We start from the raw sequence: 23,925 nt of genomic DNA, 5'->3' as shown, positions 1-23,925 counted from the left end.
AGCTCAACCCTTTTCAACGACCAGCACGAACTCATCAACTCGCCGGGACCCGGATGCCTCGCAACCGAGTTCGGCGATCACAGCACCGCCGGACGGACCACACCGGCCGCGGTCGAACCCACAGGCTCCGCCAACATCGGATCAGTCTCGGCTCCGCGCTCCCCGAAAATCATTAGTAACTCCGGCGCCGAGAGTGGGAAAAAGACCAGCGAGCCGGGCCGTACACTCGCGCAGTGACTCCTCCGCTCCCTGAAGGGAGCGGCTTCTCGTTAAGCCGCTTCCGCAGCGTCGCGAAGGGCAAGCCCTGCCCTGAGAATGTTGGTCGCCGCGTTTACATCGGCGTGCGCGGCATGCCCGCACGACACGCACCGGAACTCGGCTTGAGTGACGCGGTTCTCCTTCGCGCAGTGCCCGCATCGGGCACAGGTGCGGGAGGTGTTGGCGGGGTTCACCGCGATCAGCTCTCGACCGGCGCTTTCAGCCTTGTGCGACAGGATCGTCAGGAACACCCCCAACCCCGCGTCCAGAATGCTGCGATTGAGACCGGACTTGGCCGCCACGTTGACGCCGGGCGCCGCCAGCGTGCCGGAGGCCGAGCGGGTCAGGTTCGCGATCCGCAGGTCCTCGTGCACGATCACGTCGTAGCCGCCGACCAGCGCGAGGGCGGCCTTGTGCGCGCCGTCCAGGCGTTGACGGCGGACCTTGGCATGCAGGGCGGCGACGCGGGCCACCGCCTTGCGGCGCCGCGCGGAGCCGCGTTTCTTGCGGGAGAGGTCGCGCTGGGCGGCGGCGAGGCGCTCGGCGCAGGCGGCCAGGTGGCGCGGGTTGGCCAGGTGCTCACCCTCGCTGGTGGTGACCAGCGACGCCACCCCCAGATCGATCCCGACGGCAGTGCCGGTGGCGGGCAGGGGTTCGGCGGGCACATCGTCACACGACAAGATCACGTACCAGCGGGAGCCCTCCCGCTTGACGCCGATCGTCTTGACGGTGCCGCGCACGGCCCGGTGCCGGTGGACGCGGACGTGGCCGACACCCTGAAGGCGCAGATATGTCGCGGTGGGGTGTTCAGGCTGGGAGTCCCACCGGCAACCGTCGCCGTCCTTCGGCCATTCGACGCTGTCGAACCGCCCCCGGCCCTTGAAGCGGGGAAAGCCCGGCGTGCGCCCGGCCTTGACGCGGGCGAAGAACGCGGCGAACGCCTTGTCCAGGCGGCGCAGGGTGGCCTGCTGGGAGGAGAACGACCACCGGCCCTGACCGCCCGCGTCGTCGGCGCGGATGTGCTTGAGGTCGGCGGACTGGTCACCGTAGCGGACGCTCACCTTCGCCCTGGCGTAGGCGGTGCGGCGGTGCTCCAGCGCGGCGTTGTACAAGGCACGGTGATCATCCAGGCACGCGGCCAACGCGGCACTCTGGCGGGCGGTGGGACGCAACAGGAACTTCAACGACCTACGCACGAGCACCACCCCCCTCGCTCGAACCTTTGTTCCCACCGTATCGAACACCGGAAAGAGGAGACGCGGAATGCGCGAACCCGCCAGGCCACTACACGCTCGGGCCTTAGCGGCCCTCCCGCTCCCGATTCCCCCGTCGCCTGAAGACGACGGTCCCCTCGGGAGGAACTGATGGCCGGTCAGCTGCATGTCACAGCAGAGTTGTCGGAGTACGTTCGGCGGATGTCGCTTCGGGAGGACGAGATCCTGCGTTCCCTGCGCGAGGAGACCGCCGCCCTGCCCGCGGGCATGGCGATGCAGGTCATGGCCGAGGAGGGGCAGCTGTTGACGCTGCTCGCCCGGCTCGTGGGCGCGCGGACCGTGCTGGAGGTCGGCACCTTCACCGGCTACAGCACGCTGTGCCTCGCCCGCGCGGTCGCTCCCGAGGGGCGCGTCATCACCTGCGACATCACCGAGCGGTGGCCCCGCGTCGGAATGCCCCACTGGCGCCGGGCCGGTGTGCTCGACCGGATCGACCTGCGGATCGGCGACGCCTCGGACACCCTCGCCGCGCTCCTGCTCGACGAGGGGCCCGGCTCGGTCGACCTCGTGTTCATCGACGCGGACAAGCCCGGCTACCCGAAGTACTACGAGGCCGCCCTGTCACTGCTCAGGGAGAACGGGCTGATCGTGGTGGACAACACCCTGTTCTTCGGCAAGGTCACCGACCCGGCGGCGCGGGACGCGGACACCGAGGCCATCCGCGAGTTCAACGCCCTCCTGCGAGAGGACCACCGGGTGGACATCTCACTGCTGCCGGCGGCGGACGGCATCACCCTGGTGCGCAAGCGGGGAGCGACCGAACCGCCCTGCTAGACGACGGGTGAGGGGCTGCGCAGATCGAAGGGCCGGGGGCCTGACGAGGTCCCGAGGGTCCCGAGGTCGCGTGCGACGAGGGTCATGGTGGTGGGCGGGCCCTGCGGTGCCGGGACGAGGTGGAGTCGTTCCAGACCGCTCACCCCGGAGGCGGGCAGCCTCCCGACGCACGGGCACTTTCCTTCGGTGAATCCGCTGAACCGGTAGGCGATCTCCATCATCCGGTTGCGGTCGGTGCGGCGGAAGTCGGCCACCAGGTGCACGTCCGCGCGGGCGGCCTGGTCGATCAGCCAGCGCAGGATCACCGTGCCCGCGCCGAAGGACACGACCCTGCAGGAGGTGGCGAGCAGCTTCAGATGCCATGTCCTGCGGCCCAGCTCCAGCAGGATGACCCCGACCGCCCCGTGCGGCCCGAAACGGTCGCTCAACGAGGTGACCAGGACGCGGTGCCCGGGATCGTCGAGCAGCCGCTCCAGCGTCTCCCGCGAGTAGTGCACACCGGTCGCGTTCATCTGGCTGGTGCGCAGGGTCAGCTCCTCGACGCGGGCGAGGTGTTCGGCCGTCGCGTGCTCGATGTGCATCACCAGGCCGAGCGAGCGGATGAACTCCTCGTCAGGACCGGTGAAGCCGGACTTCGCGGCCTGCCGGCGGAACCCCGCCTGGTACATCCGCCGCCGGCTTCTCGCGTCCTCGGTCACCGTCTCCGGGCTGAACTCCGGCAGCCCGACCAGCTCGGCGACGTGTTCGGCGGAGTAGCACCGTACGTCGGGAAGGTGGAACGCCACCTCGGCCCGTTCCGCGGCCTGGTCGTCGATGAACGCGATCGTGTCGAGGGCGAACCGCAGTTCGTCCGCGATCTGCCGGATCGAGTCGGACTTGGGCGACCAGCCGATGTGGGGCAGCACGAAGTACTCGGCGACGCCGAGCGCCTCGAGCTTCGCCCAGGCGTGATCGTGGTCGTTCTTGCTCGCGACGGACTGCAGGATGCCCCGGGAGTCGAGCACCCGGATGAGTTCACGGATGGAGTCCGGCAGGCGGATCTCGTCGTTCTCCAGCAGAGTTCCCTGCCACAGCGTGTTGTCCAGGTCCCATACCAGGCATTTCACCACCGAGGTCTTGTCGGGCACCTGTCCTCCTCGTCTTGGTCAGTGTGACTGTGCGACGGCGTGCTGGGCGAGAATGAGCTGGCAGATCTCGCTGCTGCCCTCGATGAGCTCCATGAGCTTCGCGTCCCGATAGGCCCGCGCCACCACATGGCCGTCCTGCGCCCCCGCCGACGCCAGCACCTGTACGGCCGCCGCCGCACCGCGTGCGGCCTCGGTCGAGCCGATGTACTTGGCCAGGACCGTGGCGATCACCATCTCCGGTGACCTCTCGTCCCAGCAGCGGCTCGCGTGCTCGCAGACCCGGGTCGCCGCCTGCTCCGCCGCCATGAGCTCGGCGAGGTGGCGGGCGACGAGCTGGTGTTCGGCGAGTGGCCGGCCGAACTGCCTGCGGGTACCCGCGTGCGAGCCCGCCGCGGAGAGACAGGCCCGCAGGATCCCGACGCAACCCCAGGCCACCGATATCCGGCCGTAGGCCAGGGCCGTGGTGACCAGCAGCTGGAGCTGCTGGCCGCCGCCCCCGAGCACCGCGCTCGCCGGAAGCCGTACGGCGTCGAGGTCGACGTCGGCGTGCCCGGCGGCCCGGCAGCCGCTGGGGTTGGGCACCGGGCGTACGGTGACCCCCGGGGTCTCGGCGGGGACGACGACGGCGGCGCCCTCGTCCCCGTACCGTCCGAAGACGACGATCAGATCGGCGTAGCGGGCGACGGTGGTCCACGTCTTTCGCCCGTCGACCACCACCGTGTCGCCGTCGGCACGTATCCGCGTGGTCAGCGCCGTCACATCGCTGCCGGCCTCGCGCTCGCTGAAGGCGACGGCGGCCAGCTCGCCGCCGGTCAGCCTCGGAAGGTACTCCTGGCGCTGACGGGCGTCACCGAGCCGCTGGATCGTCCAGGCCGCCATGCCCTGTGACGTCATCACGCTGCGCAGGGAACTGCACAGGCTGCCCACGTGCGCGGTGAGGGCGCCGTTGTCGGAGCTGTTCGCACCGACACCGCCGTATTCGGGCGGCACCTCGGCGCAGAGCAGGCCCAGCTTGCCGAGGGTCCGCAGCGTCTCGGTGGGAAGGAGACCTTCGAGGTCCCATTCCGCCGCCTGGTCGCCGACCAGGTCGGTGACCCCTTGGCGCGCCTGGGCGAGCCATTCAGGCATGGTCCGCCACCGGTGTGTCCAGCAGCCGCAGGACGAGGGAGGCCATCCGCTCGACGGTGCGGAAGTTGTCCAGCTTCAGGTCCTCGCCGAGGATGGCGATGCCGTACCTCTGCTCCAGGTGGACGACCAACTCCATGGCGAACATCGAGTTGACGAGCCCGGAGGCGAACAGGTCTCTGTCGACGGCGACCTCCGTTTTGATCCGCTCCTGGAGGAAGTCGAGGATCTGTTTCCGGATGGTGTCGGGGGTCGGCTGAAGCGTCTCTTCTGGGTGCGTGTTCACGAAAGCACCTTCTCGTAGTCGTAGAAGCCCTTACCGGATTTACGCCCAAGATGGCCCATCGCCACCTTCTCCAGCAGGAGTTCACAGGGCTGGAAGTTCGCGTCGCCGGTGCGCTCCCACAGGGCTCGCAGCGCGTCGACCAGGTTGTCCAGCCCGATCAGGTCGGCCGTGCGCAGGGGCCCCGTGGGGTGTCCGAGGCAGCCTCGCATCAGGTCGTCCACCGACTCGGCGCTGGTCACACCGGCCGCGACGATCCGTGCCGCCTCGTTGATCATCGGGTGGAGCAGCCTGCTCGTGACGAATCCCGGAGCGTCCCTCACGACGATCCCGCGGCGCCCCATCCGTGCCAGCAGTCCGGTGACCGCGGTCATCGTCTCGTCGCTCGTCAGGTCGCCTCTGATCACCTCCACCATCGTGATCAGGTAGGCGGGGTTCATGAAGTGGACGCCGACCAGCTCGTCCGGGCGGACGGTGAACCTTCCCAGCTCCCCGATCGGGATGCCGGAGGTGTTGGAGATCAGCGGGGTGCCGGCCCTGAGCAGCTGTGACGTCTCGCCCAGTACCTTCGCCTTGATCTCGGCGTCCTCGACGACGGCTTCGACGACCGCGGTGGCGCCGGCGACGGCCGCGGGGTCCGTGGTCGTCGTCAGGTCGGCCACCTGACCCTTCGCCGGTACCGTGCCCATCAGCCGCGCGTGCCGGAGTTGGAGGTCGACGCGGTGCCGGGCGTCGGCGAGCTTGTCCTCCGACACGTCGACGAGTACGACCGGGATACCGTGGCCGATCGCCACGACCGCGATCCCCGTGCCCATCACTCCGGCCCCTAGGACCCCCAGACGGGCATCTTCCACTTCGTTCATCCCTGAGCCTCACATAGCGGTTCGAGTTTGCCTTTCCCGTGCTTCACGGGCCGCCTCTCCCCCTGTACGCCGAGGGCTTGAGAGACGGCCGTGAACTCACCAGCTCGACGCGAGGATGAGGTCTCCGAAGTCCCGCTCGCGCGAGGCGTGCTGGAGGTCGGACTCCACCATCATGTGCATCAGCTGCTCGAAGCTCACGCTGGGCTCCCAGCCGAGCTCGATCCGGGCGCGGCTCGGGTCGGCGCAGAGGGTCTCCACCTCCGCGGGACGCACCAGCGCCGGGTCGACGACGACGTGGTCGCGCCAGTCCAGTCCCACATACTCGAAGGCCATCTGTACGGCGTCGCGCACCGAGTGCATGTGCCCGGTGCCCACGACGTAGTCGGTGGGTTCGTCCTGCTGCAGCATGAGGTGCATCGCCCTGACGTAGTCGCCGGCGAATCCCCAGTCGCGGACCGCGTCGAGGTTTCCGAGATACAGCTTGTCCTGCAGGCCGAGTTTGATGTGGGCGACCCCCAGGGAGATCTTCCTGGTCACGAACTCCGTGCCCCGGCGCGGCGACTCGTGGTTGAACAGGATCCCGGAGACGCCGTACATGTCGAACGACTCGCGATAGTTCCGGGTGATGAAATGGCCGTATGTCTTCGCGACCCCGTAGGGACTGCGCGGATGAAAGATCGTCGTCTCGTGCTGCGGGCTCTCCGCCACCTTGCCGAACATCTCCGAGGACGACGCCTGGTAGAAGCGGATCTGACCACTGTTGCCGTCACGTGACTTGTCCAGCCCGCATACCAGGCGGATCGCCTCCAGCATCCGGAGCACGCCCATGCCGTTGACCTCGGTGGTCAGCTCGGCCTGGTCCCAGGACATCGGGACGAAGGAGATCGCCGCGAGGTTGTACACCTCGTCGGGCTGCACCTTGTCCACCGCGCTCACCAGGCTCCCCTCGTCCAGCAGGTCGCCGTTGACGAATGACAGATCGCTGACAAGGCGGCTGACACGGGATTTCCTGGGATTCGCCTGGCCTCTGATCAACCCCCAAACCTGGTATCCCAGGGACAGTAGATGCTCAGCCAGATAAGAGCCGTCTTGACCGGTGATACCGGTGATCAGCGCGCGCCTGGACATGCACTTTCCTTTCAGCACCGCGAACAGATTCCGACCGGACACCGTCGCGACCGCGAAGACGCCGACGGCGTGCCCACAGCGGGAATCGAGTCCGTCGGGCCGGCGGACCGCCGGCCCGTGACCGAGGGAGTTCTTCCGGGTGTCAGATGATCGGCGGTGACAGTGGCCTGCCACCAGAGTCGAGAAGGCCGGGAAACGCCGAGGAATTACCGGGACTCCAGGGATTCCTGGGACTTCTGGGACTTCTGGGACTTTAGAGACTGGAGGGCTCACCGCGAACTCCCACGGAACCGTCGGCGAGATCGTGATCGGCACCCGGGCCATCCGGCTGACAAGATCGGCGGCCCGGTGCCGGAAGCGCTACTCCTCGACCCAGCCGTGTGTCTGGGCGAGGCCGACGAGGCATCGGCGGACGCCGAGCAACTGTTCCGCCGTCATCGTCGGCACGGCCACGAGCAGGGCTTCCGTGATCTCCTGCGTCATTTCCCCGACGGAGAGCACGTCACAGAAACCGGCGTCGTTGCCCTGGCGGTCGGTGGCGGAGACAGCCGGTGCCGGCGCCGATGCCGGTGCCGCCGCGATCGACGCGGGCGTCGGCGCGGGTTTCGGCACGGCGGGCGGAGACGACAGGGACGACGATGACGACAGGGACGGCGAGGGCGGCGAGGACAGGGCGGCCTTCGGTGCGGCAGGCCTGTCGAGTACGCGGACCTGGGACGCCTTCAGTCCCTTTCCGCCGTTCTCGACCCTGAATTCGACTCTCGTGTCGATCGAGAGGAGACGCTTGTCGCTGTTCAGGTCGTTGACGTGCATGAAAACATCTTCGCCACCCGAGTCGGGGGCGATGAAACCGAATCCGCGAAATTCATCGAAGCTGACGAGCTTACCCGTTACCACCACACCGCACCTCACCAGAGCCACGTTTTCCCGAAATGGGTACCTCTTGCTCGGATAATCGTCTGCGATAACCGCGGAAACCCACTCCCGATTCCGATGGGAGCGCGACCACGGTTATCCCGCATACGATTTACCGCTCACTTCCAAAGTTGTCGAGTATGTTTACTCGGCTATCTTGGTACGCTCGGACCACTGGAAGACCGGAAGGCTCTCCCCGTCGACCGTAAGAAATTCACCGTTGTGCACGAAGTGCTCGTATCCCGCACCGGAGAGAATCTTCACCTTCTCCTCCGGGGCGACCATGGTTCGAACGGGGCTTTGACCGGAAAGTCGCTCCGGCCCACCGGATAGCACAATTTTCGCACTGGTCACGATGAAACCTCCCTTGCCGTTCCGGCGGCGCGGTCGTCTAGATCACCACGCGACCGCAGGCCGATTACATGGACTTACTTCACGAAGTCGGGCAGAATCCGGGGCGGCCAGGAGCCGAGCCGGAAAATGCCCATGGAGTACGCCTTGGAGACCAGAGCCGGGCGGTTGGTGGCCTTCAGCTTCCGCAGCAGCGTCGTCACGTGATACTCCACGCCGCCGCGGCTGAGGTACAGCATCGACGCGAGCTGCACGGTCGACACCCCGGCGGCCACCCCTTCGAGTACCCGCGCCTCCATGCTGCTGAGCAGTCTCTTCTTCCCGGTCAGCAGGTCGTCACGCTGCTCCCGGTCGGGTCGTACCACCACCATGACGCTCTCGACGTGGCCGGCCTCGCCGTGCAGCGCGATCCCGGTGAGCTCACCGCCGAGCACGGTCTGGTCCGGCCGCACGGCGATCACCCGCTCCTCGAAGCGGGCGCGCCGGTGGTCCGTCAGATGGGTGAACTGCTGTCCCAGCTTGTCGCGGACGCTCAGATGGAGTAACTCGCAGAACGCCAGCCCTCGAATGTCCGCCAGGGAACGCCCGAATTGCTTGGTGAATTCGAGATTCGCCTCGATAACCCTGGTCGCGTGGTCGAGATTCGCCACGCAGATCCCCGACTGGTCGAAAAAGGAACGATACTGGTCTATCCCGTCGGCGGGTTGGCCGACTAACCGAAGCCGCCGTTCCTCATCAACCGGAGCGATGCCGATATCAATACTCATCTGATTACCATTCCTCTCCTCCAGCAGACGAGACGATGACCCGATAACTATGGGGTAACGACCAAATCCACTTATTAACATGATATTAATCGGTCCGAAAGCAGGTCAACATAAGTCCACGACAAACAGTAAAAGACTGTGGTGCGTGAGGCGTCCGGTTCGGACCTTGCGGTGCGGTGGGGCGGTCTCGTTCGGTACCGAACTTCCCTGCGCCCACCCGGGGAAATAGTTCACGTCCCGCACTAAATAGCGTGCGTGCGGCCGGGGCCCTCGAACCGGCGACGGCACCACACCGCCCGCCGGAAATTACCCGTCGCGACGCGGATCATGCCGGACCCGCGAACCGCGACGCGGATCATGCCGGACCCGCGAACCGTGATGCCCGGCGCCGACCGGGGTCCCCGGCGCGGATTTCCGCCGACCGGCCCGAAGCGATGACTTCGCGGGCTCCCGGCTCCTCGGCCCCCGCCGGGTGACCGCCCACAGGCATCCGGCCGGCGGACCACCCGGCCGTCCGACCGGCGGAGACCGCGCCGGACGACGGCGGGAATCGGGGGCCACGCCCCGGAGACCTTCACAGAAGGTGGCAGGCGGCGATTCGCCTGGCGGGATCCGGCGGAGCGGCCGTCACACCGCCTATTCGTCCGCGTTCCGCGCGCCCAGTTCCTCGACGAGCGCCGCCCTGCCGCTCACCCCGAGCTTGCGATAGGTGCTCGTCAGGCTCTTTTCGACGGCACGCCGGGTCACCCCGAGTGAGTCGGCGATCCGCTGGTTCGTCCATCCCCGCAGTACGAAGGCGACGACCGTCTCCTCGGTCTTGGTCAGCTCGCCTCGCTCGGGTGCGGACAGTCGCAGCGCCGGGCCGTTCAGCTCCGAGTCCCTGTCGCCCTCGGCCCAGGAGACGCCACGTTCCCTCGCGATCCGCGTGCCCTCGGAGACAAACTCCTCCGCGTCGTCGGCACCCATCTCCGCGAGTCTTCTGCCGAGGAGCGTGAGTGTCCTGGACAGCTCGATCCGATCCTCGGAACGGCGAAGCGCCTCGACGGCCCGCCTGAGGAGATCGACGCCCTCCTCACCAGGAGCGATCATGCCGCGCAGCCGCAGCGCACGGCCGTACGTCGAGGGGGCGCCCCACTCGCAGGCGAAGGCGTACTCCTCATCGGCCAGCTCGGTCGCCGCCTGCACCCTCCCGAGCCGGTGGTTCACCGCCGCGGCCCATACCCGCCAGGGGTACAGTGCCGCGTTCGTCCACCCGCAGCGCGACAGCTGCCTGCCGCTGTCGAGGAACCTGTGCAGCGCTGCCGCCAGATCGCCCCGCACCGCGTCCAGCATCCCCCGGACCATGCGATGCGCGACCACCACCCGGAGGTCACCGCTCTCCGGACTGGTGCGGATCACCCGCTCGCCCAGCTCGACGTCCTGCGTCTCAAGCGCGATCATGGCGAGCGTCCAGATGGACAGCGTCCTCGCCTCCGGCCAGGACGAACCGGCGTTGTCGGCCACGCTCAGCGCGGTGCTCCTGGCCTGGAGCACATGCCCCGACGCGCGAAGGATCATGCTCCGCTCCGCGTTGACCAGCGCGATGACCCCTTCGAGCTCCTGGCGCTGAGCCTGTTCTCGCATCGCCTCCAGCCACGGGGTCACCGAAGCCGCCGTGTCGGCGAGGACCAGTGCCTGGACCAGCAGCGGGAGAGCGGTGTAGGCATGCCCCGCGCGCGGCGGCTCCCGCTCCAGGATCCGGCCGACGAGGGCGGAGATCTCGGCGGCCGTGGCACCACCGGTCATCGTCGCCGCGTACGCGAGCACGGCCAGCAGCTCCCGCCCGGGACCCGTGGAGACCGGCACCTCCGCACCGAACCCCCGTAGCCGGTCGGCCGCCGCGCCGAGATGCGCGGCGTCCTGCATCCCGAGACAGCGGGTGCGGGCCTCCAGCCGCAGGCCGAGGTCTCCCTGCGCGTACGAAGGACCCCGCTCATGGAGCTGCCGCGCCACGTCCTGGACGAGCGCGCCCGATGACGGGTTGACCGTGCCGATCACGGGCGGGATCCACAGCACCGCCTCCGCCCGCTCCGTCACCGAGGTGAGCATCGGCACGGCCTGCGAGATGTGGGTGACCGAGGACGCGAGGTCGAATCCCCGCTCGGCGGCGGCCAGGTCGACCAGGAGCCGCCCCCTGGCCTCGCTGTCCGGCGGCCTGTCCAGCAGCGCGTGCCGGATGTAACGGGCCGCCTTCCTCCCGGCACCGCGTTCGAGCGCGGCGCCGGCGGCCGCGCGCAGGACACCGATCTCCCAGGCCTCGTACCCTGCGGTGACCTGCAGAAGCTGGTCGGCGACGTGCTCGGCCGGGTGGCCGACGGTGTGCAAAAGCGCCGCCGCCCGGCGGTGCATCGAGGCGCGCGTGTCGGTGCTCATCCCCGATTCGATGCCGTACCGCACGCTCTGGTGGACGAACCGGGGCAACTCGCCGCCGGCGAGCAGGCCCAGGCGGTCCAGGGTCTGCATCGCGGACTTGTAGTCGATACTGTCCAGACCGGCGAGTTCGCTGATCAGCTCCGGCTCCGCCAGGTCTCCGAGCACGACCATCGCCTGCGCGAGATCCCGGACGACCACGGGCTGGATGCCGAGGCAGAACATCCGGCGGTCGCGGAGGAACGGCTGGCTCGCGGCGTGAACCTCACCGGCCCGTGCCGCGACCGGCTGGAAGCCGGCCGTGCGCAACCTGTGCAGCATCGCGGCCAACGAAGCGGGATTCCCACCGGACACCTCATGACAGGCTCGGGCGAATTCGAGATCGCAGGACTCCCCGAACTCCTCGCCGATCAGCCGACGCACTCCTCCGACGGAGAGCGGCCTCGGGTGCAGCGTACGAGCGCCCGAGGCGGCGATCTCCCTGAGCAACATCGGGTCGGAGGCCGCGCACTCCTCGGAGAAGGCCCCGGCGACCAGAACCCGCGTGCCGTCCAGCCGCCTGGCGAGGTACGCCAGCCAGCGAAGGGACGGCGCGTCCGCCCACTGCAGGTCGTCGACCACCACCACCAGGGCCCTGCCCTCGCCGCCCTCGCTGAGGTTGGCGATCAGCGAGTTCAGCCCCTGCAGGACCGACTCCTGCCTGAGCGACCGGTTCGGTCCGATCGCGTGCGACTCACCGAAGAACATCCCCTGCACCAGGCTCGCCGTGCCCTGGAACCAGGTATCCCAGCGATCCTTCTCCGCCCCGGCCAGGATCGGCTCGAACAACTGCTGGACGACGCCGAACGCGAAGTCCTGTTCGAGGAGCGTGCCGCCGGCGCGCAGGACCCGCGCGTGCGGGGCGGCCGCGTCGGCCAGGGTGCGCAACAGGGCCGACTTGCCGACGCCGGGCGGGCCGATGACCGCCATCATGGATCCGTTGCCCGCCACGGCCGCCTGAACCGCCTGCTCCGCCCGCGCCAGCTCCTTTTCCCGTTCCAGCAGCATGGATTCACTCACCCATGTTCCGCGGTGCCGGGATCGAGGCGAGGAGCGAGGCGAGTTCGTTGCGGTTGGTGACCGCGAGCTTGCGATAGATCGTGGTCAGCCGCAGCTCCACCGTCCGGAGGCTCACCGACAGGACGCTCGCGATGTAGGCGTTCGAGTGACCCGCGGCGGCCAGCCCCGCGACCCGTTCCTCATTGGCGGTCAGTGGGTACCTCGTTTCGTTCAGCGCCGACGCCCCTTCCGCGACAACCTCCACGGCAGGGCGCTCGGACCGTCCGGTGAGTCTAGCGGCAGGCGCGTCGATTCTCACCGTCGCCTCCGATCGACTCCGAGTCACGATGTATCCCCTCGCCGCCGACGACGCCGCGGCGGGCTCGGCCGGCACCGTCGCGTGGCGGCCGTACGGCGCCGGCTCCCGCGGGATTCGCACGTCGTGTTCGAGGTCGCTCGCCGCCTGGACACCGTCCAGCACCTGCGACGCGCACAGTCGCGCGACATCCAGCGCACTGGGGGCGCCCCACTCCCTCGCCCGCTCCCACCCCTCCAACGCCAGCCGCCTGGCGGTCTCGGTGTTGCCGCACGCGCTGTTCGCCACGGCGGCCACCGATCGCCATGACAGCACCGCGGGATTCGTCCAGCCCCTGGACAGAAGCACGCGCCCGCACTCGTTGATGTCGCGCAGCGCGGCCTCGGGGTCCGCCAGCTCCATGTGCACCCTGGCGCGCGTGTACAGCAGTGCCGCCCAGGCCACGCCCTGGTCCGCTCCCGAAGGGAACTCGAAGGCCAGCGACTGCTCGGCCTTCTCCACGGACCGGCCGGCGAGATGCAGGTAGGCCTCCGTCGCGACAAGGAAGGGGACCATCCGCGGATGCCACGAGGTGAGCGGCAACTCCGCCAGTGCCGCCTCGAAGTCGTACACCGCCTGCCCGAGGTTTCCCCGCCGCATCTCGCATCGGCCGCGGTGGATCAGCGCCAGCGCGGCCGGTGCCCGTGCGCCGCAGCGCCGGGCGTCGGCCAGGACCTCGTCCAGCCCGATCACCGCCTCGGCGACCTCGTCGGCCAGAAGCAGCGCCCTCGCCGCGTGGATCCTGGGGCTGAACGGCTGCTCCTCACCCCTCACCTGGAAGGCCGTCCTGGCCAGTTCCCGCACCCGTGGCAGACGCTCCCCCCTGGCGGCGAGCATCCAGGCCGCGACGCCCGCCCGCACGGGGTCTCCCGGCTCGTCGGACGGTTCGGGGAACGAGTGCACGGGCAGCGCGGGATCACCGGGCGCGCAGTCGTTCTCCGCGAGCCATCCGATGGCCGCCAGCGATTCGAGGCCGGCTCCACCCGCCCCTCTGCGCGCGTGGGCCGTCGCGACGGCGCGGTACGTGGCGGACGCGTCGCCCCGCGAGCCGAGCAGATCGGCCGCCCGGACGAGTGTCCCGACCGACACCTCGGTACCGCTGTTCAGCAGCACCTGCTGCAGCCGCCTGTCGCTCGTCTCCGAGTTGCGGTCCGCCTCCATCATCGCCAGCTCGATGAGCAGCCGTTGCCGCTGCTCGTCCCCCACCGGCTCCCTGAGCGCCCGGCCGAGCAGTGCCGCGGCACCCTCGTGATCCCCGTCGAGACGACGCTGCGTGGCCACCCGGCTCAGAAGGCTCACCACCCATTCGGCACCGACCGGCCGCGTGTTGAGCAGCAACCGGGCGAGCCGTTCCTCCGGGATCGCCGCCCGGTACCCGAGCTCGACGGCGCGCATCGCGAGTGCCTGCCGCTCCCCGATCTCCATCCGGGCCAGCGCCCTGGCGGCGATGAGCGGGCTCGACGGCGACGGGGTCCTCCCCTCGGTCACCAGCCCCAGGCGCACGAGGACGGACAGTGCCTGCTCGGAGGACATCGTCCTCGGTGGCGCCAGCGAGGCGAGCAGGTCGGCGTCGAGGCCGCCCTCGCAGACGGCTATCGCGAGCAGCAGCGCGAGCGCGTCCGCGGGCAGGCGGGAGATGCCCCTCGTCACCTGGTCACCGCTCACCTCGGCGGCCCGCTCCAGCAGAGCCGGGACGTACCGCGCGACGGGCGGCAGGGAGGCGCGCACGAAATGGTCGAGCACGGCGAGCAGGGCCGCCGGGCTGCCGCCCGTGGCTTCGGTGGCCGCGGTCACGAACGCCCCGTCGACGGGCCCCGCGTACCGGGAGACGATCACCTCCCGGACCCCGTGCTCGCGCAGCGGCGGCACGTGGATCACGCTGCTGGAGACCGGCCCGGGCTCGGTGACCGGTTCGACGGCGCAGTCTTCGCCGGGAGCTCCGGCCTGCACCAGGAGAATCGGCGCATATCGCAGCCGGTGTGTCATGGCCGCCAGCCATGCCTTCGATTCCTCGTCCGCCCACCGGGCATCGTCCAGGGCGATCAGCAACGGACGGTTTCCCGCGAGCGCCACGAACTCCCCGCACAGCGCGGGAATCAAGGTCGTGGCCGGCTGTTCCTCCGCCCACAGGCGCCGCGCGAAGGCCGGATATCCGGCGCCGGCCAGTCCGGCGGCGATCTGCGAGACCACGCTGTAGCGGAGATCGGCCTCGGCGGGCGAGCAGCGGGCGAGGACAGCGAGCAGCCCGGCCTTCCTGGCGCGGGCGACGACCGCCCTGAGCAGCGCGCTCCTTCCCGTGCCCGGCGCCCCGAGTACGGTCACCACCCCCGGACGGCCACGCAGGAGCATCGCCACCTGCTTACCCAGCAGGCTTGTCTGCCCTTCCCTCTCGGCCAGGAACTCCGGTGCGGCATCCCTCCAGCGAGCGCCTCGCTCGGTGACACTCACCGACCACGTGCGTGCCGGCCCGTGCGTCGCGGCTCTCCCCTTCGCTAGCGCCATGCGCACGACACCGGCTCGTCGCTGACGGCCGGCGAGACCGCTTCGGACTCCCCGCCGGGGCCTGCCGTGACACGAGAGGGGGCCGAAGCCCTCCGGGGCAGGCTCGGAGCCCCGACCACGGTCGCATCAGTGCCACGGACGGGCGCGGGAACCTCGCCGTTCAGCCCGACCGATCCGTCCGTGACCTTGGCTTCGACTCTGTGTCCAGTATCGCTGAACATTTCGCACCTCGAATCGACGACGCATGCGCTTGATCTCAAGCACTCCGATCGCCTACTGAGGAGACCTTAATCACAGCAATGTTGGTTTACAAGCATTTGCCTTGGATTTACCTGTGATTGCCTTTATTTATCTGTGTTCGACGGCCTGACCACCTCTCCTTCGAATGGCCGGAGACACCGGGCCGGCGTCTCGGAGAAGCGGCCCCCCTCCGAAGGAGGAGCGGGCGAGCGGTGGCACGACGACAACGGACGACCTCACACCTCACCGGTACGGCGGCGCGCCCGCGACCTGACGTCTACAGGGGGATGTTGGTGTGGCGGCCCCGGCGCGCCGGAGCGGCGGCCAGGGCCTCGCCGAGCCGCAGCCGGGTGTACGCCGGGTCGATCACCTCGTCGACGACGCCGATGCTCACCGCCCTGGCCACGCCCCCCGCGATCCTCTCGTGCTCCGCGGCCAGGCCGGCCAGCAGCTCCTCACGCTCGTCCTGCGCCACGGCGGCGAGCTTCTTGCGGTGCAGGATCTCCACCGCCGCCTTCGCCCCCATGATCGCCACCTCGGCCTCCGGCCACGCGAACACGGCGGTGGCACCGAGTGACCGGGAGTTCATCGCGATGTAGGCGCCACCGTAGGACTTGCGCGTGACCAACGTGACCCGCGGCACGCTCGCCTCGGCGAACGCGTGCAGCAGCTTCGCTCCCCGGCGAACCACACCCTCCCACTCCTGCCCGACTCCGGGCAGGTAGCCGGGGACATCGACAAGCACGAGCAGGGGCACGCCGAACGAGTCACACATCCGAACGAACCTTGATGTCTTATCCGAGGACAGCGAGTCGAGGCAACCGCCCTTGCGCAGCGGATTGTTCGCGATCACCCCTACCGTCCGCCCGGCGAGCCGGCCGAACCCGATCACCATGTTCGGCGCCCACCTGGGCTGCAACTCGACGAAACCCGGCTCCCCGTTCTCTGCGTCCTCGCCGTCCAGAATCGCCCTGACCAGCGGGCGAACATCGTACGCGCGCCGGGGTGAGTCGGGGAGCAGGTCGCGCAGCGGCCTCGCCTCGCGCACCGAGTCCACGTCGACGAATCCCGGCTTCGCCAGCAGCGTGACGAGCCGGCGGGCGTGGGCGAAGGCCTCCTCCTCGGACCCCGTGGCGATGTGGGCCACCCCGGACTTCCGGCTGTGCGCGTCCGGCCCGCCGAGGCTCTCCATGTCGATCTGCTCGCCGGTGACCGACCTGACGATGTCCGGGCCCGTGATGAAGACGCGGGCGGCGTCAGACATGATCACGATGTCGGTCAGCGCAGGACCGTAGGCCGCGCCGCCCGCCGCGGGACCGAGCACGACGGACAGCTGCGGGACCTCGCCCGAGGCCCGGACCATCGCGGCGAACATCTCCCCGATCTCGTGCATCGCCGACACGCCTTCGTTGAGCTTCGCGCCGCCGGAGTGCCACACGCCGATCACCGGGCAACGTTCGCGCACCGCGAGGTCGATGGCGTCGGCGATCAGCGGGCACTCGTCGACCCCGATCGCACCGCCCTTCACGGTGGCGTCGGTGCAGTAGATCACTACTCGCACGCCGTCGACCCGGCCGTAGGCGACCGCCACTCCCACGCCTTCGCGCCGGTGGATGATCTCAAGCGAGCCCGGATCCGACAGCCGTGACATCCGAACCGCCGGGTCGCGAGGGTCAAGGGACGGCTCATCTCGGTCCACCACAGCCACTGAGGGAAATGTCATCGCTCACCTCTGCGAATCGCCCGTCGTCCGAACCGTAAGTGAACCAGCGGCGGCGCCGGGAAAACCCCTAGTCTTGCCCGGTCGATCCACAGACGCCTCGCGTCAGGGCAGCCGGAGCAGCCCTTCGCGCACGCGCGTGATGATGCTGAGCGACGGTTGGTTGTCGACCTCGGCGAGGGGATGCATTCTGAGGAGGTTCCAACCGATCGCGTCACCGATCAGGACGATGGCCACCCCGATCGGCATCCTGAGGCGTCCCGCGATCTCGACCACCGCCATGGGCTCCCGGCACATGTCGCAGATCCAGCGATATTCCGGAGACAGCGCGGGATCGTCGGCGCTCAGCGTGCCCTGCGGCGTCACCGAGATCAGCGTGTCCATGCGCAGCGGGGCGTCGCCGTGCGTACGCCCTCCGGAGATCACGTACGGCCGTGGTCCGACCGGCCGCGAGTTCTCGTTCTCGTACCTCGTCGAGTGCGGAGGCGCCCAGTCCGGGTCCGTTGCCGGCGTGGGGGTGGCACGAGGCACCGCGTCCGGGGAACTTTCGACATAGTGGTGCTCGTCGGCGTCCGCCCACGACCTCTCCGGGACGTCGTATCCCTCCGGGGCGTCATATCCCTCCGGGACGTCGTATCCCTCCGGGGCGCCGTACCCCTCCGGAGCGTCGTATCTCTCCAGGGCGCCGTACCCCTCCGGGGCGTCATATCCCTCCGGGGCGCCGTACGCCCCTTCCTGACCGACGACGGCCACCTCGGCATCCCAGACACCGTCGTCCGTCTCAACATCCCGCGCGCCGTCGTGCGCCTCGACGTCCCGCGCGCCGTCCTCCACCTCGACGTCCTGCGCGTCTTCCGCCTCCGCTTCCGCGGGTTTGGGCAGGAACTGGTGCTCGGCCCAGGTCCTGTAGTCGCCCCAGCCGCCGAACGCGGAAGCATGGTAGCTGGGTTTGTCAGCGAATCGCCGTCGTCGCCTCCTACCGTTGGACATCGCCGGGATCTCACCTGCTCTCGAAAGATCATTTGCCTCAAGATCGCACGATGATGGGATATGATCATCCCATCGAGATCATCGCGATCCGTCATCCTGCGATCTCGCCGCGTGGTCGATGCTCCCCACGAAGGTCTGCTGATTGTCCTCGGCGATACCTAGGTGTTTGCATAGTATTCCGCGAATCCGCTGGCGGATTCGGCGAGGGGGTGGGAAGCGTTTCCAGCGCCCATCCCAGGTCCGCACGGCCACTCACATCCAGCTTGCGAAAGACACTGGTGAGATGGCTTTCGACGGTGCGTAACGTGATGCGCAGGGCTTGGGCTATCTCCTGATTGGTCGCACCGGTCGCCGCGAGTTCCGCCACGCGTCCCTCTCCCGTGGTCAGCACGTTCTTGACCCCACCGGCTCCCTGGTACATCCGGCCGCCCGCGGCGACGAGCCGGCCACGGGCCTGCTCGGCCAGCCTGCGAAATCCGCACCGCACCGACAGGTGCACGGCGCGACGGAAATGTCCGCGAGCGCCCTCGCGGTCGTCCATCCGCAGCAGCGCCTCGCCGAGCAGACTCTCGGCCCGGACCAGATACCAGCGCGCCTGGGTCCCGGCCAGCGTCTCCACCGCCTCGGTGAGCGTCTCCACCCCGTCGCCTCCCTCCGCGATCGCCCCCCTCGCCAGCAGGGCGAGCCCTCGGGCAGGCGCGTTCCCCCAGGCCTCGGCGAGTTCCTCGCCGTGCTCGATGAACTCCCCCGCCTCGTTCCCACGCCCCAGTTCGGCGAGGAGACAGGCCGCCTCCAGCCACCACGGCACGAACATCGGATGCCTGACGACGGCCTCGGCGAGCAGCGCGCCGCACTCGGTCAGGGACGACAGCGCACTCGCGTGGTCACCTCGCGACGCCGCCAGATACGACTTCGTCATCAGCACCCGTGGATAGTCGAGAAGGTAATCCTCCGCCTCCGGCGAGCCCATCTGGCCGAGTACTGAAGCGGCCTGGCCGAGGTCGCCCCGCCAGGCGAGCACCGCGGCCAGGGCCGTCCGCGGTGCCGTCACACTTCTCGACCACGGCTGCTCGTCCGCCAGTTTCATGGCCCTGATCGCGTCCACCAGCGCCCCGTCGAGGTTGCCCGCCTCGCCCAGGATCCACGACCGCCTGGACAGGGCCATCACCTGCCCCCAGGTGTCCCCCTGCTCCGCGCCGTGCGAGATCACCCGGCCCATGGCCCGCACCGCCTCCTCGACCTCGTCGGCGAGCGAGAGTACGTACGCGGCGGCACCGACCGCCTGGCTCCAGGAGACCTCGTCCGGGCCGCTGAGCGCCTTACGGGCGAGCGGCAGGCAGGTCCGGGACGAGAAACCCGACATGGCGAAGACCAGGGCCCGCCCGGCGAGCAGTTCGCGTCCGCCCCCGGCGGACACCCCCGGGGTCCGCGACATCACCGCCCATTCCGAGACGGTCTTCGCGGTGGACCTGCGGTTCCACCCGATCAGCAACAGCGCGGACTCCACCAGCATCCGCGACTCGTGATCCCCGGTGGCCGCTCCGTCGAGTTCCGCCAGGACGGTGTTCAACGTCGAGACCACCTCCGGTTCCCTTCCCAGGGGCGGTGCGACCCTGGACATCTGGATCGCCAGACGTGCTCTTCCCCGCACGTCGCCCGTCTCCCGCAGCCCGTCGCAGAGCATCGCGTACGCTCTCGCCGGATCGTCGTGTCCGACCAGCCGCGCGAGGTCGGCCCGCGCGCCGACGTCGGCGGGATCGGCCATCACCATCCGGTCCAGGTAGTGCGCCGCCACCTCCGCATCCCCGTTCGACTCGGCACGGCGTGCTCCCTCCCCGAGCACGCCCCGCATCCAGGTCTCGGGAAGTCCGGGCAGCAGCGCCAGTTGCGCGCTGACCTCCTCGGCCGGACGGCCTCCGTCGTTGAGCAGCCTGGCGGCCAGTTCCCGCCGTCGGTCGAGCGCGGCGGCCGGCATGTCGTTCAGCACCGCGGCCCGCACATGATGCTCGTTCAGCTCGTCCAGGCCGGCGTCGATGATCTCCTCATCGCGCAGGATCTCGATCGCGGCGGACACCAGCGGCTCGGGGACCCCGGCCAGCATGCCCACCAGTTCCGTGTCGGGGCGCCCCAGCACCGCGAAGGCCTCCACGACCCCACGCACGTATTCCGGCCGGCGATCGAGCGTCGCGAGCAGATGTCCGGCGTGGAGTTCGGCCCCGAGTTCGGCGGCCCTGGACTCGCCTCGGGCGTCAGGTGGCACGCCCTCCTCGCTCAGGCGCCTGAACAGCCGCGCGAGCAGTGCGAGGTTGCCCCGGCAAACACTGGTGCATACGCGAACGAACGGCTCTTTTGGTACGGTCTCCCAGCACCGCCGGGCCAGCTTCCCCGCGTCCTCCTCGGAGAGCGGCCCAAGGTCGACGACGCGGTGCCCGCGCGCGACGACACCGGGAACCGCCCGCCCGTTCGACAGGCCGGAGCGGTGCTGAGCGAGCAGGACGAACACCGGCAGATGGTGCCCGCGGTTCACCAGGAAGTCCAGCCATGCCAACGACTCCTCGTCGCACCACTGCGTGTCGTCGAGCATGACGGCCACCGGTCCCGACACGGCCGCCTCGCCGACACGCCGGAACAACAGGTGTGACAGCGGCACGGTGCCATCTCGCATCGGAAGCGGCCCTCCGCCGAACAGGCTTTCCGCGCCGCCCCATGGCAGGCGGGCCCCTGCGGGCGAGCAGGAGCCGCGCAGGATCGTCACTCCGACGCTGCGGGCATATCGCTCAAGTGCGTCCAGCAGTGCGGTCTTCCCCGATCCCGCGGGACCTCGCAACAGCGTCAGAGACGCCCCGCCCTCCGCGGCCCCCTCCAGCCAGGACACCAGTGTGCGGAACTCCGCTTCCCGACCCACCGGCCTGGCCTCGACATGGAAGATCCGTCCCGACATGGTCACCATCTCGCTTCATCACGTCACCGAATCTCGCCAAAAGGGGTCGTGAAAGCCAAGCGCTCTTCTTGAGCGTGGCGTGCGGGCACCGGGCCGACACCGACGTCAGCGTGGCCGGGAACATTCGAGACGCCGTCGCAGGGCGTGCGGGGATCGCGCGGGCATCGACATGCCACCTCCGGACGGGCGCCCGGTCATCCGCTGATCCGGTACAGCCGTGTTTCCGATGTTTTTCCGACGTTAGCTTCTAGAATCTCGCTCGGCAAAGACCTCTTTGCCGCGAGTTCATCCAAATTCCGCCTTCGCCGGGGACGGCGCCCCTCCGGCGAGCGGCTCCGGTGGGCCGCTCGTCAGAGGCCGAGGGACGGTCGGGCGAGGCGCGCCTTCCGCACCCGCCACCGCCCGCGGGCCGCACGCCGTCTCACGCCCGTCTTTTCAACCCGTCTCAGGCGCGGAGCCTGGCGTAGAACCGGTTGCACTCCTCATAGGCGGGGAGCAGACCCTGCCGCCGAGCCTCGGAGAGGGTCGGGGCCGTCGCGTCCTTGTCCGACAGCAGCGGCCTCACTCCGGCGGGCCAGTCGATCCCCAACTCCGGGTCGAGAGGATCGATGCCGTGCTCACGCCTCGGCGCGTATCCCTCCGAGCAGAGGTACACCACGGTCGCGTCGTCGGTCAGCGCCATGAAGGCGTGACCGAGCCCCTCGGAGACGTACACGGCCCGGTGGTCCTTGTCGTCCAGGACCACCGACTCCCACCGCCCGAAGGTGGGCGATCCGACGCGGATGTCGACGACTACATCGAAAACCGCACCCTTGACACACTTGAGGTATTTGGCCTGACTCGGCGGGACGTCGGCGAAGTGCACGCCGCGCAGCGTCCCCCGGCGCGAGACCGAGTAGTTCGCCTGCGAGAGGGCGAGGGGCCGGCCGGTGACCTCACGGAAGCTCTCCGCGCGGAACCACTCGTGGAAGCTGCCCCGGTCGTCGGGGAACACCTCCGGTTCGAACACCCACGCACCCTCGATGCCGAGTGAACGCATGCCCACCTCTCCTTCCGTGACCCCGCCTCATCCGGGGAGGGTGACTCCCTGACGGCACGCGCGACGGGTGCTTCCCAGCGGAGTCTCCTCCGACCGCCGACCCCTTGTGAACCCGTCGCCGTACACCGCGAAGGCGCGTACGACCCTTCGCGGGACCGTTCCAGTACCGCGCGGGTGGATCGTCCCAGGTGGGCGCCCATCAGGCCGATGACCGGCCGATCTGGCCACTTCCGGCCATCACGAGCCTTGTTCGCCCGCCCCGGGGGAGCACTCGGGAAAACCGCGTTCACGATCGGCGCGGTGACCCGTTCCCGGAGCGACCCTCCCCTCCTCACGGGCTCGACGCCGGGCCCCGCCGACGCCCCGACGGCCACACGACATCGAGGGCGCGTAGCATCGACGTTCTGCGACATTCATTCGATTTCTGCTCACGAACGCACACGGACACAGAGGATCATGAACGACTCCTTCATCCCCGCCGCCCGCGCGGCACGTGGGATCGGCCCTGGCGGCACGCCCGCACGGTGTTCCTCCCGGCCGGAGAACGACGGCGGGCGCCCCGGCACCACCGCGTCCGCGCCGGTGGAGGCGTCATGATCGACCTCCTCCGCAACCCCGTGAAGAACTACGACTGGGGTTCGCGTACGGCCATCGCCACGCTCGCCGGGCACCCCTCCCCCACCGAGCTGCCCGAGGCGGAGATGTGGTTCGGCGCCCACCCGTCCGGCTCCTCGTCGGTGCTTCGCCAGGGGACGTGGCACTCCCTCGCCGAGGTGGTGGCCGCCGCCCCTGAGACAGAGCTGGGCGGGAAGACCGTCGAGCGGTTCGGCTCGCGGTTGCCGTACCTGTTGAAGCTGATCGCCGTGGACCTGCCGCTCTCGCTCCAGGTGCACCCCTCCCAGGAGCAGGCCAGGGAAGGGCACGCCCGGGGCATCTACGTCGACCCGTTCCCCAAGCCCGAGCTGATCTGCGCGCTGACCCCGTTCACCGCGCTGGCCGGGTTCCGTCCTCCCGAGGAGGCCGCGACCCTCATCGGCGGGCTGGGCGTACCGGAGCTGGAGCCCGTCGTCGCGCCGCTGGCGGCCGGAGACGCCTCCGCCGCGCTCCGCGTCCTGGTGGAGTGGCCAGGAGACGGTAGAGCCGATCTCGTGGCCGACATCGCGCGGGCCGCCTCCTTCGCCGGAGGTCCCGAGAACGAGCTGGTCGTACGCCTGACGGAAATCCATCCGGAAGACCCCGCCTGTCTGGCCCCGTTGCTCCTGCGGCGCCACGAGCTGCGGCCCGGTGATGCGCTCTTCCTGGGCGCCGGGGTTCTGCACTGCTACCTGAGCGGGTTCGGCGTGGAGATCATGGGCGGCTCCGACAACGTGCTGCGCGCCGGGCTGACCGGCAAGCCGATGGACGTGGAGGAGCTGCTGCGGGTCACCGACCCCTCACGTCCGGCTCTTCAGGTCGAGCCGGTCGGCGATCTCTACCGCACCCCCGCCCCCGAGTTCCGCCTCGGTAGGGCCGTCCCCGGTTCCGGCCTCACCCTGGAGGGCGGCGTGCCGCGCATCCTGTTGTGCACCGAGGGTGAGGCCGAGATCGGCGGGCACACCCTGCGGCCCGGCGAGTCCGTCTTCGTCTCCGCCGCCCAGGGGCCCGTCGAGTTGCGCGGCCAGGGAACGGTCTTCTGGGCTGAACCGGGGATCGACTAGGCGCCTGACCAGCGGCTCGCGCCTGTCCGCCCCTCCCTCGTGAGGCCGCGGGCAGGCGCGATCCACGGCGGGCGGGCGCCCTCGCGTCCATACCGGCCTGCTATGGCGGATAACCCCCGGGCTAGGCGG

At 69.4% G+C, this 23,925-nt stretch carries 18 protein-coding genes; 3 read left to right on the top strand and 15 right to left on the bottom strand.

The window, feature by feature from the left end; translation table 11 throughout:
• Window positions 1-269: 269 nt before the first annotated feature.
• Window positions 270-1,454, bottom strand: coding sequence for an RNA-guided endonuclease InsQ/TnpB family protein (locus ACIBH4_RS17580; RefSeq protein ID WP_399172365.1), 1,185 nt, complete (start codon window positions 1,452-1,454; stop codon window positions 270-272).
• Window positions 1,455-1,673: 219 nt separating this feature from the next.
• Between ACIBH4_RS17580 and ACIBH4_RS17575 the strand changes: the two genes are divergently transcribed.
• Window positions 1,674-2,306 (top strand): class I SAM-dependent methyltransferase, encoded by a 633-nt coding sequence (locus ACIBH4_RS17575; protein WP_362521174.1) that lies wholly within the window; start codon window positions 1,674-1,676, stop codon window positions 2,304-2,306.
• On the opposite strand, the gene ACIBH4_RS17570 is transcribed toward ACIBH4_RS17575, so the two are convergent.
• From ACIBH4_RS17570 to rfbC, 14 genes are all read right to left on the bottom strand, one after another.
• Window positions 2,303-3,433, bottom strand: coding sequence for an HAD-IIIC family phosphatase (locus ACIBH4_RS17570; protein WP_362521177.1), 1,131 nt, complete (start codon window positions 3,431-3,433; stop codon window positions 2,303-2,305). The genes ACIBH4_RS17575 and ACIBH4_RS17570 overlap by 4 nt on opposite strands.
• Window positions 3,434-3,451: 18 nt before the next feature.
• Window positions 3,452-4,561 (bottom strand): acyl-CoA dehydrogenase family protein, encoded by a 1,110-nt coding sequence (locus tag ACIBH4_RS17565; RefSeq protein WP_362521179.1) that lies wholly within the window; start codon window positions 4,559-4,561, stop codon window positions 3,452-3,454.
• The gene (locus tag ACIBH4_RS17560; protein ID WP_362521182.1) at window positions 4,554-4,844 is read right to left on the bottom strand and encodes an acyl carrier protein; all 291 of its coding nucleotides are present in this window, start codon (window positions 4,842-4,844) and stop codon (window positions 4,554-4,556) included. Before ACIBH4_RS17560 ends, ACIBH4_RS17565 begins: the two co-directional genes overlap by 8 nt.
• A complete protein-coding gene (locus ACIBH4_RS17555) occupies window positions 4,841-5,695 on the bottom strand; it encodes a 3-hydroxyacyl-CoA dehydrogenase family protein (RefSeq protein WP_362769419.1) in 855 nt (284 codons plus the stop codon). Before ACIBH4_RS17555 ends, ACIBH4_RS17560 begins: the two co-directional genes overlap by 4 nt.
• A gap of 105 nt (window positions 5,696-5,800) precedes the next feature.
• Window positions 5,801-6,832, bottom strand: coding sequence for a GDP-mannose 4,6-dehydratase (locus ACIBH4_RS17550; protein WP_362521188.1), 1,032 nt, complete (start codon window positions 6,830-6,832; stop codon window positions 5,801-5,803).
• Between the two features lie 360 nt (window positions 6,833-7,192).
• The gene (locus ACIBH4_RS17545) at window positions 7,193-7,729 is read right to left on the bottom strand and encodes a cold shock domain-containing protein (protein ID WP_364236992.1); all 537 of its coding nucleotides are present in this window, start codon (window positions 7,727-7,729) and stop codon (window positions 7,193-7,195) included.
• A gap of 162 nt (window positions 7,730-7,891) precedes the next feature.
• Window positions 7,892-8,083 carry a DUF5988 family protein gene (locus tag ACIBH4_RS17540; RefSeq protein WP_399172382.1) on the bottom strand — a complete coding sequence of 64 codons (192 nt, stop codon included), beginning with the start codon at window positions 8,081-8,083 and terminating at the stop codon, window positions 7,892-7,894.
• Between the two features lie 92 nt (window positions 8,084-8,175).
• Complete coding sequence (locus tag ACIBH4_RS17535; RefSeq protein ID WP_364236981.1) at window positions 8,176-8,865, bottom strand: LuxR C-terminal-related transcriptional regulator; 690 nt, start codon at window positions 8,863-8,865, stop codon at window positions 8,176-8,178.
• Between the two features lie 636 nt (window positions 8,866-9,501).
• Entirely contained in the window at window positions 9,502-12,333 is a 2,832-nt protein-coding gene (locus tag ACIBH4_RS17530; protein WP_362769424.1) for an AAA family ATPase, read from the bottom strand.
• Window positions 12,326-15,115: a LuxR family transcriptional regulator gene (locus ACIBH4_RS17525; protein ID WP_362521203.1), complete on the bottom strand. Its 2,790-nt coding sequence runs from the start codon at window positions 15,113-15,115 to the stop codon at window positions 12,326-12,328. The genes ACIBH4_RS17530 and ACIBH4_RS17525 overlap by 8 nt, the downstream gene beginning before the upstream one ends.
• A gap of 571 nt (window positions 15,116-15,686) precedes the next feature.
• Complete coding sequence (locus ACIBH4_RS17520) at window positions 15,687-17,132, bottom strand: carboxyl transferase domain-containing protein (RefSeq protein WP_362521206.1); 1,446 nt, start codon at window positions 17,130-17,132, stop codon at window positions 15,687-15,689.
• Between the two features lie 102 nt (window positions 17,133-17,234).
• Complete coding sequence (locus ACIBH4_RS17515; RefSeq protein ID WP_362521209.1) at window positions 17,235-18,119, bottom strand: DUF742 domain-containing protein; 885 nt, start codon at window positions 18,117-18,119, stop codon at window positions 17,235-17,237.
• A 91-nt stretch (window positions 18,120-18,210) separates the two neighbouring features.
• Window positions 18,211-21,069 carry a BREX system ATP-binding domain-containing protein gene (locus ACIBH4_RS17510; protein WP_362521212.1) on the bottom strand — a complete coding sequence of 953 codons (2,859 nt, stop codon included), beginning with the start codon at window positions 21,067-21,069 and terminating at the stop codon, window positions 18,211-18,213.
• A gap of 436 nt (window positions 21,070-21,505) precedes the next feature.
• Entirely contained in the window at window positions 21,506-22,099 is a 594-nt protein-coding gene (gene rfbC, locus ACIBH4_RS17505) for a dTDP-4-dehydrorhamnose 3,5-epimerase (protein ID WP_362521215.1), read from the bottom strand.
• 456 nt (window positions 22,100-22,555) lie between these two features.
• Here rfbC and ACIBH4_RS17500 point away from each other — a divergent pair, with 456 nt between their 5' ends.
• Both ACIBH4_RS17500 and manA read left to right on the top strand, forming a co-directional pair.
• Window positions 22,556-22,696 (top strand): hypothetical protein, encoded by a 141-nt coding sequence (locus tag ACIBH4_RS17500; protein ID WP_362769427.1) that lies wholly within the window; start codon window positions 22,556-22,558, stop codon window positions 22,694-22,696.
• A complete protein-coding gene (gene manA, locus ACIBH4_RS17495) occupies window positions 22,693-23,796 on the top strand; it encodes a mannose-6-phosphate isomerase, class I (protein WP_362769429.1) in 1,104 nt (367 codons plus the stop codon). Before ACIBH4_RS17500 ends, manA begins: the two co-directional genes overlap by 4 nt.
• Window positions 23,797-23,925 lie beyond the last annotated feature (129 nt).

The sequence above is a fragment of the Streptosporangium sp. NPDC050284 genome, assembly GCF_044459525.1.
In the GTDB taxonomy this organism is placed as follows: domain Bacteria; phylum Actinomycetota; class Actinomycetes; order Streptosporangiales; family Streptosporangiaceae; genus Streptosporangium.
This window is presented reverse-complemented; position numbering and strand designations above follow the sequence as displayed.

What these genes read in the sequence shown, in the direction of transcription:
- ACIBH4_RS17515 (WP_362521209.1), bottom strand. Translation starts at nt 18,119, where the DNA reads ATGTCCAACGGTAGGAGGCGACGACGGCGATTCGCTGACAAACCCAGC.
- ACIBH4_RS17535 (WP_364236981.1), bottom strand. Translation starts at nt 8,865, where the DNA reads ATGAGTATTGATATCGGCATCGCTCCGGTTGATGAGGAACGGCGGCTT.
- rfbC (WP_362521215.1), bottom strand. Translation starts at nt 22,099, where the DNA reads ATGCGTTCACTCGGCATCGAGGGTGCGTGGGTGTTCGAACCGGAGGTG.
- ACIBH4_RS17565 (WP_362521179.1), bottom strand. Translation starts at nt 4,561, where the DNA reads ATGCCTGAATGGCTCGCCCAGGCGCGCCAAGGGGTCACCGACCTGGTC.
- ACIBH4_RS17520 (WP_362521206.1), bottom strand. Translation starts at nt 17,132, where the DNA reads ATGACATTTCCCTCAGTGGCTGTGGTGGACCGAGATGAGCCGTCCCTT.
- ACIBH4_RS17550 (WP_362521188.1), bottom strand. Translation starts at nt 6,832, where the DNA reads ATGTCCAGGCGCGCGCTGATCACCGGTATCACCGGTCAAGACGGCTCT.
- ACIBH4_RS17575 (WP_362521174.1), top strand. Translation starts at nt 1,674, where the DNA reads ATGTCGCTTCGGGAGGACGAGATCCTGCGTTCCCTGCGCGAGGAGACC.
- ACIBH4_RS17510 (WP_362521212.1), bottom strand. Translation starts at nt 21,069, where the DNA reads ATGGTGACCATGTCGGGACGGATCTTCCATGTCGAGGCCAGGCCGGTG.
- ACIBH4_RS17500 (WP_362769427.1), top strand. Translation starts at nt 22,556, where the DNA reads ATGAACGACTCCTTCATCCCCGCCGCCCGCGCGGCACGTGGGATCGGC.
- manA (WP_362769429.1), top strand. Translation starts at nt 22,693, where the DNA reads ATGATCGACCTCCTCCGCAACCCCGTGAAGAACTACGACTGGGGTTCG.